Genomic DNA, 14413 nt, shown 5'->3' with positions numbered 1-14413 from the left:
TACCCTCCGAGGCATACGGGACTGGGCCCGGTTCACGGTGAGATCCACCGCGAACCGAGCCCTGCTCGACCGGTTACGCACCCTCAGACGAGGTCGGAGGGATCGAGGCCGATGTGGCGGCGGATTCCCGACCGGATGCCGAACCCGGCCACGACCGCGACCGCCAGACCGGTGCCCATGACGATCCAGGCGCGCACAGGCACCTCGGACGCGGCCCGGACCTCTTCGGCCTCCTCGGCGAAGATCGTCTCATCGTCGAAGTCGCTGCCCTTGCCCGACTTCTTGTCACTGGAGCCCTTGCCTGCACCACCGGCAGAACCGCCTCCGCCTCCACCGGCTCCCGGCTGACCGCCGGCGCCCGGGGCGTTCTGTCCGGGTGCGCCGTTGCCTGCTGCCGCGTTGTAGTCCCCGGCACCCGGTGAGTAGTCTCCGAGCGAGATGGTCATCGGTTCGGCCGGCTTGTAGGGATCGCGGACGCCGTCGGAGGTGAACCAGTACGAGTACTGGCCGGTCTTGTGCTGGAAATCGACGAAGTCCTGCGGGAAGGCGCCCCAGTGGTCGGAGTTCTCTCCGGACTTCTTCGCCTGCGCCGAGGCGTTCTCGTCCGAACCGCCGACTGCGCTGCCCGAGGACCCCGACTTGCCCTTGTTGTCGTACTTCACGCCGAGGTAGTCAGGGGTGGCCGTGATGTGACCGTCGTCGAGGAGTGCGTCGATGTCGATGTTCTTGAAGTTCGCCATCGTGATCGACTCGGGCTTGAGCGTGATCCACTTCGAGGCGTCGAACATGTCGGCTCCGTAACCGCTGAGGCTGGCGACGAGCCGGCCCTTGCCATCGGCGTCGACTTCGAGCTTCGGGTCGGTCGCCGACCAGTAGGTCATGCCGCCGTAGAAGGCGACGGTGAAGCTGCCCTTCCACTGCACGGTCACACCGTCATCGGATTCGCTGACTTCGCCGTCCTTGATCGCCACCCGCGACTGCGTCCATGAGTCCTTGCGGGTAGTCGACACGGCTTCGCCCTTGGAGTCCTGGCACCGAGAGTCCCAGGAGGCCTCCTTGAACGTCGAGCCCGTCGGCTTCTCAATCGTCACGTTCCCGGACTTCGACTTGTAGAAACCGCCACCTCCGGAGGGCCAGACGCGGGCACTTCCGGAGTCCTTGGCCTTGCCGGCGGAGAGGAAGTTGCAGCCGCCGAAGAAGGCTCCACCGTTGGCCTCCTTATTCAGTGACCAGTACAGAGTAGCCGTGCCGTCGCCGGAGCTGTCCTTGCCGTCGGATCCCTTATCGCCCTTGCCGTCATCGCCCGGGTCATCGGGCTGTCTCGGATTGTCATCGGGGTTCTCTGTGTGGTCTCCGTCATCGGGTTCTTCGACCGGCTGGGAGTAGCTGACCTCGAGGTCGTTCGTCTTCTTGCGCGGTTGGATGGAGGTGCTCGCTCCGGCGGTGGTGTACCAGTACGAGTCCTGACCGGTCTCGACGTTGAAGTCGATCCAGTCCTGCGGCATCGCGCCCCACCAGGATTCGTTCTCCGCGGTCTTCTCGGACTGCAGATTGCGGCCGTCGGTGTCAGTCGACACACCGAGGTAGTCGGGGGTGAATTCGAAGCCGTCGTCGGTGACGTCGACTTCGCCCTGCTGGATTTCGACGATATCGCCGTCGCGAGCATCGAGTTTCTTCCAGATGCTCAGGTCGTCCATATCGGCGCCAAAGCCCGAATAGGTTCCCGTGATCGTGCCCTTGCCGTCCTTGACCTCGAGCTTCGGGTCGGAGATGGTCCAGTAGGTCATGCCGCCGTAGTAGGCGAAGGTCCAGGAGCCCTTCCATTGGATCGAGGCGTTGTTGTTCTTCGGGTCGACTGTTCCCTCACCATTGGTGATTCTCACCGTGTCGCCGGTGTGGTTGTTCTCGGCTTCGGCGTTGACCTTGCCGTTGACCAGCTCGCCTCCGCCGGTTTCGCACCGTGATTGGAATGTCGAGTACTTCCCGTTCTCCTTGACGATGGAGACGTTTCCGTCGGTGAAGTTGCCGGCTTTGTTCGTCTTGAACAGTGTGCCCGCGTCCTTGTCCGTCCAGATCCGAGCCATACCCGTGTCCCCGGCTTCACCGGCGGCCAGGTAGTTGCACCCGCCGAAGTAGGACCCGCCCGTGGATTCGTCGTTGACCGACCAGTCGAAGACCGCATCATCGATGTCGAGGGGACCGTCCGTATCCGGCGCATCATTTCCGGGATCCGCAGTCGAGGTCTCCCCTGGCACCGAATACGGCGCGGTCACCGCTTGTGCGGGACCGGTGAGCCCGAATCCGAGCAGTGCCAGGGCCGCGATCCCGGCCGCGGTGCGTGTGAATATCCTGCCCCTGCGGGTGGATGTGTGAGTGTGCATCGTGGTTTCTCGTCCGTTCTCGTCCCGCAGGACGGTCCGTGCGCGTGTCATGAGTTCGTCGTCGGGATGGTGGTGGTCTCGGCGTCGCCCGCGGCCACCCGGGTGAGAACCCGCGTGTCCTTGTGATCCTCCGGATCGCTCTCCCCCGCCGAGGCGGTCCCGCCGTCCCCCGAAGCCGTGCCGTCGGCGACCGGTCCGGCGGAGAGGGCGCTTCCGGTGTAGAAGCTCGGCGCCGAACCGACGTCGTCGCCTCCGCTGCGGTTCCCCGAGGACTTCCGGTCCTCGTCCTCGAAGAAGGCGATGACCTGCGGCGGGAGCTTGCCGTTGCCGGGGCCGAGACTCTGATGGTTCGCGTGCGCCACGGCACGGTCGGAGCCGCGTTCGAGCTTGGCCAGCTGCAGCTTCTTCTTCCGTTGGATCGCGAGTCGGCGTTTGGCCAGCTTGTGCTGGGTCCGGATCCGTTTGCGCTCGCGCCGGTCGCGTTCCTTCTCCATCGCCGCCGGGCTGACTCCCAGCAGCAGACTCTTGGCCGCGAGGTACCCGCCGATGCCGAACCCGAGGCCGATCGCGATGATCGAACCGAGCACGAGCACTCCGGCGAGGATGGCGAAGAAGATCAGCCATGAGGTGCTCATCGGCGGTTCACTGGCCACCGGTGCCGCATTCGGGTTCTGCGCGGGGTCGACGGCCGGAGCGTCGCCCCCGCCGGAGCCCCCATCGTCCTTCTTCTCATCCTTGTTCTCGGACGACTTCCTCTCGTCATTCTCGTTCTTCTCCGCATCCTTGCCGGCGGCGGCACCGGAAGCGGCGAAGTCGACGGGGGTGAAGGATTCGTTGTTGGCGTTGTCGACGCCGTGGGCACCGATCGTGATGATCCCGCACTGGACCTCGCCGCAGTCGACCTCGGTCTCGTTCTGGGACCGGTCGTAGGTTGTGAACTTCTGGCCGGGGATCTTGATGGTTCCGCTCCAGGTGCCGTTCGCCGCGACTTCACCGCCATTGGCGGCATACGCCGTGCTTGAGCCGGGGAAGGTCACGAACAGCTGGTATCCGGCCGGTTTGGTCTCATCGTCGTACACGTAGCGGTAGTTCGACCCTGTGACTCCGCCCTTGCTCGGCCGCCATCCGCCGGAAGCGTCGTCGACCCAGCCGAAGAGGACGTAGATTCCTCCGAACCCGCCTTCGACGGATTGGAAACCCGATCCCGAAAGCCCCAGTTCGGACTCACCATCGGCCTTCGGGGTGCCGGACACGGACACCTTCGGGGCCGCCTCGGCGGGGGTGGGGTTGAGCATCGTCGCCGTCAGGCCCACGGCCACGGCCAACAGCGCGGAGATCGTGATGAGTGCGAGGATCCGCTTCACCGGCACCGAGGCGACGGTCCGGTTGAGTGCTGTCGTGAGCATGATCAGTTTTCCTTTCGGCCGGCGCGCACGGGCACAACCAGAGGTGCACCGGTGTTCGGGTCGGCCACGATGGACACGGGGTAGTCGTAGACGTCGCTGATGCGGTCGGCGGTGAGCACCTCGGAAGGTGGGCCGTCGGCGATGATCGAACCGTTGGAGATCATCGCGATGCGGTCGGCGTAGGCGCCGGCGAGGTCGAGATTGTGGACGATGATGACCACGGCTCCCCCGGTCGACGCATAGTCGCGGGCCTGTTGGAGGACCAGTTCCTGGTGACGGATGTCCATCGGCGCCGTAGGCTCGTCGAGCAGCAGCGCCGGCGTCGCCTGCGCGAGCACGCGGGCCAAAGCGACGCGGGCTTTTTCGCCCCCGGACAGGGAGGTGAACTTCCGCGCCGCGAACTGGACGGTCTCGGTCCTCGACATCGATCCGGAGACGATGAGGTCGTCGTGCTGGGATTCGCGCATGCCGGCCCACGGGGACCGGCCCATCTCGACGACTTCGAGGACGGTGAAGGGGAAGGCCATCCCGATGTCCTGGAGAAGAACTGCCCGGCGCAGCGCGAGTTCGCGAGTCGACCAGGAGTATTCCGCCTCACCGTCGATGAGCACCTTGCCCGCGTCGAGCTCGACGTCAGCGGTGACCGCGTTGACCAGGGTCGATTTTCCGGCACCGTTGGGGCCGACGATCGCCAGCACCTCTCCGCACCGGATGTCGAGGTCGATGCCTGCGAGGATCGAGCGGTCGCCGAAGCTGACCTCCGCGCCGCGCACGGAGATGATCGGTTCGCCGGGTGCGGGGAATTCTGCGCGACGGACAGATGACCGATTGAGGGAGCCTATGCTCATGCCCAACCTCCCGATTCCTTGCGGCTGCGTCTGATGAGGTAGAAGAAGAACGGTCCGCCGACCAGCGATGTGAGCATGCCGATCGGCAGGTCGGCGAATTCGACGAGCGTGCGGGCGGCGAGGTCTGCGATCGACAGCAGCACCGCACCTCCGAGCACGCTGGCCGGCAGCAGCAGTCGGTGGCCGGGCCCGATGACCATGCGGATGATGTGCGGGACGACGAGGCCGACGAAGGCGATGATTCCGCAGAATGCGACCGCTGCAGAGACCAGAAGAGCGACGACGGCCATGACGATGATGCGCAGCCGTTCGACGTTGATCCCGACGTGGCGTGCGCTCTTCTCGCCCAGGGACAGGATGTCGAGTCCCGGAGCCAGGGTCTGGGCGATGATGATCCCGAAGACGATGAGCGGCAGGATCAGCCCGACCTGGGACCACAGACTGCCGTTGAAGCTGCCCATCTGCCAGAACACGATCTGCTCCCTCGCCGAGGTGGGTGCGGCGAAGGTGATGTAGGCGATCGCGGCTCCGGCGATGGCGTTGACCGCGACTCCCGTGAGGACGAGGGTGATCACTTCCGTGCGTCCTCCCGAGCGGGAGACCGTATAGACGACGAAGGTCGTGATCAGACCGCTGACGAAGGCAAAGGTCGGGGTGGTGAACGCACCGAGGAATGACCACCCGAAGAGGATCGAAGCGCTGGCACCGACTGCGGCTCCGGAGGAGACTCCGACGACTCCGGGTTCGGCCAGCGGGTTGCCGAAGACGCCCTGCATCATCGCTCCGGCAACGCCGAGTGCAGCACCGACGAGAACTGTCATGACCACGCGGGGGAAGCGCACCTGCCACAGGGCTTCCTCACCGAATTCGTGGCTCGGCCCCGGCAGCCAATCGAGGCCGACCTTGTGCAGGAGCGAACCGATGACTTCCAGCGGCGGAATGAAGAGCTGACCGATCGCGGCAGAAAGGACGCAGGCAGCGATGAGGGCGATGATCAGGAGCAGGAACAGGGTTCCCGCCCGTGCGGTGCGCTGGCCACGGATACGTCCGAGGTCGAGACCGCGGGCAGCGCTGACAACGTCGAAAGCTCGGCTGTCGCTGGCGACGTCGAGGCGGCGGGATCGGCGCAGAGCGTGGTCCCGCACCTCGGTGGACTCACTCATGCTTGGTCCTCTTCCAATTCTTCATTGATCTCTTTCAGACGCTTCTCGATGGACTTCGGCGGATGGTCCGGGTGGTAGGCGAGTTCGGGCGCGTAGATCGCTGTGCCGAGGGCAGCCAGCACCTGTGCCGACCGCGGGCCGAAGCTCATCACTTCGTAGTCGCTCATATCGACCAGCCGTCGGTTCTTACCGGCCGGTGTCTGTTTGATTCCGGGCAGCTCAAGGGCCTTGTCGATCCCTCCCACCGAGGCCAGTCCCAGGGTCATCACGACGATGACGTCGGGGGCCGCCTTGATGAGGGCCTCGGAGTTCGTCGGTGACATGCCTTCGAATCCGACCTCGGCAGCCACGTCACGGGCGGACACGGATTGGATGAGCGAGTCGGCTCCGGAGCCGACGCCGAACCAGTAGTAGATATTGCCGCGCAGGTAGAGGAAGACCGTCCGCGGGCGGTCGGCCGGGTCCTTGGGAGCGAGCTTCGCGACGGCCTTCTGCGTGTCGTTGATCTCGCGGACGGTGCGTTCTGCGAGTCTGTCACCGAGTTCGGGCACGCCCAGGGCTTCAGCGACCTCCCGGATCTGGGGCCCGGCCGACCGGACCCCGTCGGAATAGGACGAGGAGATGAAGATCACCGGAATGCCCGCGTTGCGAAGCTGCAGCTGAGCATCGTAGGGCCCGATCGTCGTGTCCGTGAGGACGACATCGGGCGAGAGTGCGAGCACCGCCTCGGCGTTGATCTCGTGTCCGCCCTGGGTGACCTGTGGGAGCTGCTCGGCATCCGGGACGAGCTGGGTGAAGTCGGTGGCGATGTCTCGGCCGACGAGGTTGCAGCCGAGCCCGAGGCCGACCACGGCGGCGGCGATCCCGCCGTTCTGATTCATCGCGAGGATCCGATCGGTCTTCTTCACCGTCTGCTGGGGGCCGTCGTCGCTGGTGACGGTCACCGGCAGGTTCGCTTCGTGGGCGGCAGTGTCGGAGACCGGAGGGATCTCGCCGGCCTGGGTGTAGGCGGTCGTCTGCCCGGTGATCGCGGTCGGGTCCGGCAGTGTTGACCGGTCGACGTCGGGAACGCTCGGCAAGTCCGGCGTTGACCGGGCGGGCGGCTGCTGACATGCGGCCTCACCTTGGGCGTTGATCGACCCGATGTTGTGGATTCCGTTGTTCCACAGCAGGATCGCCAACACCAGACCTCCGGCGAACCATGCGGTTCGGCGGAACGATCGACGGCGCACAGTCCTGCGCAAAGACCACTTCTGCATGTGTTACCCGAACATCTCCGAAAGTCACATAGTTAAAGTAAGGCTATTCATTCCTAGGTAAGGCTTACCTTGGCTTTTTAGGTTATGGCTGTGTAGTCTATTTACCGTTCAGTGATTACACAACTTTCGCTGATGACAGATCCAGGATCGTTTCGAGTGCCTGGCAGCACGCGGTCTTCGCCGTGTACCACGTTGAAAATGAGGAGAATCTATGACGCACAAGAGTGCGCGCGCACGTGTCTCGAGGGCACGGCGCATCAGTTCGCCGCTGGCAGCCGGAGCAGCGATCGCGACCGCTGCCGGTCTGCTGGGGATGGGCATGAGTGCCCCGGCGTTCGGCGCCGTCGACAAAACTGTCGACGATGCCGTGTTCAATTGGTCGGTCAATGACGAATCCACCGGCGGCGCCTACTTCGGCGGGTGCAACTTCCTCATCGCCGGTGACGCCGGAGACACGGGAATGGCCCGCATCTGGACCGCCGACGACGCCGGGAAGGTCTACCCGGTCGATGCCGACGGCAACTTCACCGACGGGAACACCTCGATCGTGAAGACGAACGGCAAGGCATCGAACTTCGCCGATCGCTGCACCGACGGCGAGGGCAACAAGGTCAACAGCACGATCAATGCCGAGGCCGCGAACAACCACACCGGTGACAGTGTGCAGATCTCCAACGGCACCGGAACCGTCGATCCCGATGGCGACAATGCCTCGATCCAGTGGGAGGGTTCCTGGTCCTTCGCCTACTACGGCGGCATGACCTACTGGACGATCTCGGACCCGAAGCTCGAGGTCAAAAACGGCAAGGGCACGATCACCGGTACATATTCGGGCTACGGCACGGACATGGACGATCTGAGCAAGTGGCTCAAGCTCGACCCCGTCGAGGGCGACATCGTGCAGATCCAGCAGGGTTCGGTCGACGTCACCGACGACGGATTCGAATTCACTCCCGACTACCTCGGTGTCGAGACCGAGACCGATGGCCGCAATGTGCAGTCCCCGAAGACCGCTGAGAACGAATCCTGGTGGGGCGCGATGCCTCAGGACTGGATCGACTTCAACGTTGCCACCGGTCAGGACTCCTACTGGTACACCACCGCAGGTGCAAGCACGTCGATTCAACCGCGGAAGAAGACCAACCCGCTGACTGTCGAATACACCGCGCAGGCACCGGCACCCGAAGTCTCGACCACGCACTCGGTGAAGTCGGCAAGCGCCGAGGACGGACTCACCGTCAATGTCACAGGAGACGGCTACGACAACCTGCCCGATGCCAGCACCGGAAAGCCCTCGGCCGGCGCCTATGCAGCGATTGTCGATCGCGATCTGGCGAGCAAGGATGTCACGGCCGGCAACACCACAGCCGTGCAGTACGTGATGCCGCCGCAGATCAAGGACGGCAGCATCGACGTCGACGTCACAGCGAAGACCGCAGAGCTCGATGAGTCCAAGAGCTATGACGTGCTCACCTGGGTCGCACATGGTCTGCCCACCGGCGATGCCGAGCTCTATCGCGAACCTCTCGAACTGACCGATGAGCAGAAGAATGCCCTGTTCCCCGGCGACGATGATGAGGACGACGGTGCGACCGACGGCGCCGAGGCGGGCGACAACGGTGCGGCCGACGGCGTTGAGGGCGACACCGACGGTTCCGAGTCCGACGACAAGGGCGCAGCCGATGGTGCGGAAGCCGGTTCTGATGGCGCCGAAGCCGGCGACGACGGAGCGGCCGACGCCGCCGAAGGCAGCAACGACGGCGCAGAAGGTACCGACGAAGGCGCTGCCGACGCCACGGAAGGCGACACCGACGACAAGGGCGCGGCCGACGGCACTGAGGGTGACACCGACGGCGCCGAGTCCGATGACAAGGGCGCCGTTGACGCTGCCGAGGGCGACAACGACGGCGCAGGAAGCGCCGACAACGGTGCCGCCGAAGGCGATTCCGACGGTTCGAAGGCCGCTGCTGACGCCGACGGCAAGGCCGACGGTTCCGACTCGGACGCCGAAGGTTCTGCCGACGGAGAAGACTCCGACGGTGCTTCCGACGGGAATGAGGACACGCCTGCCAAGCCTGTTGTGAAGGATCAGACCGTCGGCAAGGACCGTCTCGTCAAGGGCACGACCACCCCGAACGCCGAGGTCAACCTGGCCTGGGCTCCCGTGATTGAGAAGAACGACGAAAGCCAGGTCAGGGCATTCGCCGCAGCAGTCCCAGCCGAAGACAACATCACGGTGACCGCTGACGAGCAGGGCGATTTCTCCGCCAAGGCGCCGAGCGCCAAGGGCACGTATGCCTACTCGGCCATCACCACGGTCGATGGCGTGCCTTCTGAGCCCGCAGAGTTCACCGTCACAGTGACCGAAGACGAGGTCACGGACGACGATGGCAGCGAAGGCGGGTCGAATGCCGGTGCAACCGATGACGCCGGTGCAGACGACGGGGCGACCGACGGCACCGAAGCCGGTTCCGACGGCAGCTCAGGCACGGCCGATGGCGCCGCTGGCAGTTCCGATTCCGTCGCGGAGGGCTCGTCCTCTGTCGGAGCCGATGCCGGTGAGTCCTCTGACGGCCCCAAGACAGGTTCTGACCTGCCGCGCACCGGTGCCGACCTGATGACTCTGCCGATTGCGATCGGTCTGATCGTCCTCGGCGCAGGTTCCGTGATGTTCTCGCGGATCCGCAAACGCTAGACTGGCCCGCAACAAGCAATGTAGTGAGCCACGGAGTTCGTCCCGGTTCGGCCAAGCAGTTCCGAACCGGGACGGACTCACCCGAAGTTCCAATATCGTGAACCGTCACACGGATCGACGATCTCTCAATGAGGAAGAATCATGAACGAACCGTTCTCCGCTCGCCTCAAGGCCAGCACCGCCACCATCCACGACGAGGTCGAGCACACCACCTTCATGGTCGATCTCATGGAGGGACGGCTCGACTCCCGGGCCTACGCGCTTCTGCTCAAGCAGTACGACGTCATCTACGCCGTGCTCGAATCCAAGTCGCGGGAATTCGCCGATGATCCGGTCTTCGCGCCGTTCCACGACACGCATCTCTTCCGTGCCGAACGCATCGCCGCCGATCTCGCCGCTCTCGACGGCGGCGACCTGCCCGTCATGCCCAGCTCGGACGCCTATGCCGCCCACCTTGCGGGCCTCGAGCGGCCCGAGCAGGTCATCGCCCACCATTACACCCGCTACCTCGGAGACCTCTCCGGCGGTCAGGCGATCGGCGCTCTCATGGCCCGGCATTACGCTCTGGGTCCCGCTGCGCTGACGATGTGGGACTTCAGCGCCCTGGGCAAGACGAAACCGTACAAGGATGCCTACCGCAGGCTTCTCGACGGGGTGGCCGCCACGGGCGGTGATGAGCAGATCGTCGTCGACGAGACCATCGAGGCCTTCCGCCTCAACGGCGCGCTCCTCATCGACCTCACCGATGCCACGGAACACCGAGCGGTTCCCGTCGCCTAGTCGGTGATCCGCAGGCGCATGAGGATTCCGGCGGCTCCGGGATAGTAGTCGGGTCGTCTCCCCCATTCTTCGAATCCGAAGGATGCATACATCGCCAGCGCCGTGGCGTTGCGTTCGTCGACTTCGAGGTGGACGACCTCGGCTCCGCGGTTCGCGGCCCAGTCGATGCCGGCCTGCAGGAGGGCCCGACCGACGCCCTTGCCGCGTGCGGCCGCCGTCGTCGCGATCGTCATGACATCGGCTTCCGCGCCGGCCGCAGACATGACGATCCAGCCCGCCAGGTCCCCCGCCGAGGCGGTCGTGCCCGCGGTGCCGCCCCCGCCGTCCGGATTCGCCTCCGTACCCGTTCCACTCGCCGAGGCGGTCCTGGCGGCGAGCATGATCGTGCCGTTCTGTGCTTTGACCGACCAGTAGTATCCGAGAGTCCACGCCGTCGGTCCGAAGACGGCGGCATCGTGTTCGGCGACCTCCTCGAGGTCCCACCAGGGCAGCTCGGCGATGGTCGGTGCAGCGGTCATTTCAGTGAGCTCTCACGCGTTGGGGCCGGCTTCGCATCGGGTTCGCGCAGGTATTCGGGGATCGGTTCGCCCAGTTCCCGCCCCGCGGCGATTTCGCGAGCGGCGGCAAAGGCGAGGAATTCGGCTCGCGGATCCGTCATCGTCTCCCGCGTCGGAGCACCGAGGGTCTCGGGGTAGAGGAGGAACCCTCGACCGAGCCGCTCACCGATTGCGGAGACGTCGGCCCGCTTCAGAGGGCCGCCGGAGTCGGCGATCTCGTCACCGTGCGCGGTGAGGACAGCGGCGACATCGGCGGGTTTGGCGACGAACGGGCCGGCGCTCAGGGAGGCGTCGGCCGCATCGTAGACGCTGAAGTACACTTCCTTGCGACGCGCATCTGAAGCGATGAGCACAGGACCGGCCGCCTGTCCTCCGGCCGTGGCCCGCACGAATTCTTCGGCGATCGCGGCCTGCGAGGCCAGACCCCTGACGGGGATGCTGCGAGCCTGCCCGACGGCGATGCCGGCCGCGATGCCGACCCGCAGACCGGTGAACGGTCCCGGTCCGATGCCGACGACGACGAGCTCGGGGCGGGCATCCTCGGCGAGGACCTCGGCGAGTGCGGGGCCGATGAATTCGACATGTCGACGATGGTCTTCGGCCTGCTTCGCGGCGATGACCGCGCCGGTGTCGGTGTCCACCAGCGCAACGGAGGCCGACTGCGAGGTGTCGATGCTGAGAATGATCATGAGGCGTCTCCCTCGGTTGTGATGCCCTCGAGGGCGGTGAGTGCGGCGCAGACCTGCGGCATGCGCTCGGCCCAGGCGGGTCCGTGGCCGACGAGGTCGACGGCACGCCGTTCGTCCTCGGCCTCCTCGTCCCCGGTGCCCGCGTCCTCGATCCCTTCGTCCCCGGCGTCCGTGTCCGCGCCGACGATCTCCTCGTTCCCGGTCCACACGGGGGTGATCGTGATCTCGAGGTAGTCGCTGCTGAGCTGCTCGGCCATGCCGGCACCCCATTCGACGACGGTGATCGATTCGTCGAGCTCCGAGTCGAGGTCGAGGTCTTCGAGCTCGTCCCCATCGGCCAAACGGTACGCGTCGACGTGCACGAGCGCGGGACCGTCACCGCGCGAAGGGTGTTCGCGGGCGATGATGAACGTCGGCGAAGTGATCCGCCCGGCCACGTCGAGGCCCTCACCCAGAGATTGGGTGAAGGTCGTCTTCCCCGCGCCGAGGTTGCCGGTGAGGATGAGCAGATCACCGGCGCGCAGATGCCCGGCCAGGACCGCGGCGAAGCGACGCATCTGCTCAAGCGATTTTACGTTCACCCTCATTGCCGGCCTCCTGTCGTCAGGCGGCGCTCGACGCGGGCGCTGAGCTGGGTGACGATCTCATAGTTGATCGTGTCCGCCCAGCTCCCCCACTCGGCGGCGCTGGGTCCTCCGGGTCCGAAGATGATGACTTCGTCGCCGATGGCCACCTCATCGTTGTCGGCGCCGACGTCGATGATCATCTGATCCATGGCGATGCGCCCGACGACAGGGCAGCGGCGGCCGCGGATGGCCACCTCGGCGCGATTGGATGCCGCCCGGGGAAGCCCGTCGCCGTACCCACCGGCCACGAGCGCGAACCGAGTGTCCGTCGCCGCAGTGAATGTCAGCCCATAGGAAGCGCCGTGACCTGCGGGAATGTCTTTGAGGTTGATGACCGAGGAGACCAGTCGCAACGCCGGCCGCAGTCCGAGGACCGCGGGGTCGCCGTCCTCGAGCGGGGAGAGCCCGTAGAGGGCGAGCCCCACCCTCGCCGAAGTGCCCGGACAGGGGCCCAGCGTGAGCGCGCCCGGTGAGTTCGCGATGTGCACATCGAGTTCAGCGGATTCGCCGAGGCGGCCGTCAGCAGCGTCGAGCACCGCCCGCAGCTGCCCGTGGGCGGAGGAGAACACGGCGCTCTGCGCGGCGGTCTCGGGGCGCTCGGGCTCATCGGCGACGGCGAAGTGGCTCATGATCCCGACGATGCGGACATCCGCTCGGTGGTCGTCTGTCCGGCCGGGGTCGTCGATGGCGAGGTGGTCTTCATCGTGACGACGCAGCCAGTCGAGGGCGCGGACCAGGCCCTCCGGGGACAGTCCGTTGCGGCCGAGTCCGGTGTCGATCTTCAGATGGGCTCGCGCGGTCGCCCCGATGCGCTGTGCCGCGTCGGCCAGACGGTCGAGGGCCTCCACGGTCGACACGCCCAGGTGGATGCCGGCACGCACCGCCTCGTCGAGGTCGGTCGTCGGACCGTAGAGCCACGCGAGGATCTCGGCATCCGGGCCGAGCAGGCTGCGCAGGTGCAGGGCTTCGGGGATCGTCGCCACGCAGAACTCACGCCAGCCGGCGGCGAAGAGGACGGGGGCGACGAGGTCGACGCCATGGCCGTAGGCGTTGGCCTTGACGACGCATTTGAGGTGGGCGGGGGCCAGCCGCTCGGCGAGGACGGCGGCGTTCTCGCGCAGGGCCGCCTCGTCGATCTCGGCCCTCACCAGGGCCTCGGGGATATCGAAAGATGTCACTCGATAAGAGTACCGTCGCCGCCTCGGGTCGGACAGAATCGGGACCCGTACGCGGGTGGAAGTCTCGGCTACGCTGGGCCTCCGTGGTCGGCGGCGATCCCGCTGGCGGCCACGAACTCACACGAGATTCAAGGAGGCATCATGTGCACCATCCCATCTGCCCGCACACTCGCGTTCATGCTCGTCACCGCGCTCGTCGCCGCAGTTCTCACGGTGGCCGGGCACGGTTCGCCCGCCGCAGCTGCGGCGAAGCACTGCACGGGGATCGAGAAGAACTCGAAGGTCACCGCCGGCAAGGCCATCGAGGTCAAGCAGCGCACGACGATCACCGCCGATATCTACCTGTGTAGCAAGTCCGGGTCGCGCTATGTTCGCGACAGCGGCCCGTACGAGGCTCGCCTCGGCTACAACGGAACGACGACGGACAAGCGCGAAGGTGACGGGAAGACCCCGAAGGGTGTGTTCTGGATGCGCGAGGGATTCGGCACCTCGGCCGATCCGGGACTGAACAGGACGTGGACGAAGGTCACCCGCGACCATGTCTGGGTCGACGGCAGCGCGACGAAGGCTCAGGGCTACAACACGATGCAGCTGAAGTCGGAGGGCTTCGAGGGCGAATCGCTCTACCAGCCGAAACCGTACAAGTATGCGCAGGTCATCGGCTACAACGAGGCCCGCACACCCGGCAAGGGCTCGGCGATCTTCCTCCACGCGAACACGACGTCGATGAAGACGGCCGGCTGCGTGTCGATGTACGAATCCAGCCTCGTCAAGGCGTTGAAGTGGGAAGGATCGACGAAGACTCAGATCGTCATCCACTGACGACCGCCG

12 protein-coding genes are annotated in these 14413 nt (G+C 65.7%); 3 read left to right on the top strand and 9 right to left on the bottom strand.

Annotation, left to right across the window (positions count from 1 at the left end):
- Positions 1 to 83: 83 nt before the first annotated feature.
- From ACSE4D_RS13295 to ACSE4D_RS13275, 5 genes are read right to left on the bottom strand one after another with little or no spacing between them, the layout of a single operon-like run.
- Positions 84 to 2381, bottom strand: a complete 2298-nt coding sequence (locus tag ACSE4D_RS13295) for a hypothetical protein (RefSeq protein ID WP_425117986.1) — start codon at positions 2379 to 2381, stop codon at positions 84 to 86.
- Between the two features lie 47 nt (positions 2382 to 2428).
- The gene (locus ACSE4D_RS13290) at positions 2429 to 3787 is read right to left on the bottom strand and encodes a hypothetical protein (protein WP_436326092.1); all 1359 of its coding nucleotides are present in this window, start codon (positions 3785 to 3787) and stop codon (positions 2429 to 2431) included.
- A 2-nt stretch (positions 3788 to 3789) separates the two neighbouring features.
- Entirely contained in the window at positions 3790 to 4635 is an 846-nt protein-coding gene (locus ACSE4D_RS13285; RefSeq protein WP_135540220.1) for a heme ABC transporter ATP-binding protein, read from the bottom strand.
- Positions 4632 to 5798, bottom strand: a complete 1167-nt coding sequence (locus tag ACSE4D_RS13280) for a FecCD family ABC transporter permease (protein ID WP_436326091.1) — start codon at positions 5796 to 5798, stop codon at positions 4632 to 4634. The genes ACSE4D_RS13285 and ACSE4D_RS13280 overlap by 4 nt, the downstream gene beginning before the upstream one ends.
- On the bottom strand, positions 5795 to 6982 hold the full coding sequence (locus tag ACSE4D_RS13275) for a heme/hemin ABC transporter substrate-binding protein (RefSeq protein ID WP_436326090.1): 1188 nt from the start codon (positions 6980 to 6982) through the stop codon (positions 5795 to 5797). The genes ACSE4D_RS13280 and ACSE4D_RS13275 overlap by 4 nt, the downstream gene beginning before the upstream one ends.
- A 286-nt stretch (positions 6983 to 7268) precedes the next feature.
- On the opposite strand from ACSE4D_RS13275, the gene ACSE4D_RS13270 reads away from it, so the two are divergent.
- Both ACSE4D_RS13270 and ACSE4D_RS13265 read left to right on the top strand, forming a co-directional pair.
- Entirely contained in the window at positions 7269 to 9752 is a 2484-nt protein-coding gene (locus tag ACSE4D_RS13270) for an LPXTG cell wall anchor domain-containing protein (RefSeq protein WP_436326089.1), read from the top strand.
- A 141-nt stretch (positions 9753 to 9893) separates the two neighbouring features.
- Complete coding sequence (locus ACSE4D_RS13265) at positions 9894 to 10532, top strand: heme oxygenase (biliverdin-producing) (protein ID WP_436326088.1); 639 nt, start codon at positions 9894 to 9896, stop codon at positions 10530 to 10532.
- Here the strand turns inward: ACSE4D_RS13265 and ACSE4D_RS13260 are convergent.
- From ACSE4D_RS13260 to alr, 4 genes are read right to left on the bottom strand one after another with little or no spacing between them, the layout of a single operon-like run.
- Positions 10529 to 11050, bottom strand: a complete 522-nt coding sequence (locus tag ACSE4D_RS13260) for a GNAT family N-acetyltransferase (RefSeq protein ID WP_436326087.1) — start codon at positions 11048 to 11050, stop codon at positions 10529 to 10531. The genes ACSE4D_RS13265 and ACSE4D_RS13260 overlap by 4 nt on opposite strands.
- A complete protein-coding gene (tsaB, locus tag ACSE4D_RS13255) occupies positions 11047 to 11778 on the bottom strand; it encodes a tRNA (adenosine(37)-N6)-threonylcarbamoyltransferase complex dimerization subunit type 1 TsaB (protein ID WP_436326086.1) in 732 nt (243 codons plus the stop codon). The genes ACSE4D_RS13260 and tsaB overlap by 4 nt, the downstream gene beginning before the upstream one ends.
- Positions 11775 to 12365, bottom strand: a complete 591-nt coding sequence (gene tsaE / locus ACSE4D_RS13250) for a tRNA (adenosine(37)-N6)-threonylcarbamoyltransferase complex ATPase subunit type 1 TsaE (RefSeq protein WP_436326085.1) — start codon at positions 12363 to 12365, stop codon at positions 11775 to 11777. The genes tsaB and tsaE overlap by 4 nt, the downstream gene beginning before the upstream one ends.
- Positions 12362 to 13582, bottom strand: a complete 1221-nt coding sequence (gene alr, locus ACSE4D_RS13245) for an alanine racemase (protein ID WP_436326084.1) — start codon at positions 13580 to 13582, stop codon at positions 12362 to 12364. Before alr ends, tsaE begins: the two co-directional genes overlap by 4 nt.
- Before the next feature lie 141 nt (positions 13583 to 13723).
- Here alr and ACSE4D_RS13240 point away from each other — a divergent pair, with 141 nt between their 5' ends.
- Positions 13724 to 14404: a hypothetical protein gene (locus tag ACSE4D_RS13240; RefSeq protein ID WP_436326083.1), complete on the top strand. Its 681-nt coding sequence runs from the start codon at positions 13724 to 13726 to the stop codon at positions 14402 to 14404.
- The last annotated feature ends 9 nt before the right edge of the window (positions 14405 to 14413 follow it).

Origin of the sequence: Brevibacterium sp. FAM 27836, assembly GCF_051351055.1 — a bacterium.
In the GTDB taxonomy this organism is placed as follows: Bacteria; Actinomycetota; Actinomycetes; order Actinomycetales; family Brevibacteriaceae; genus Brevibacterium.
Note: the sequence above shows the minus strand (reverse complement) of the source record. Positions and strands in the feature narration are given on the sequence as shown.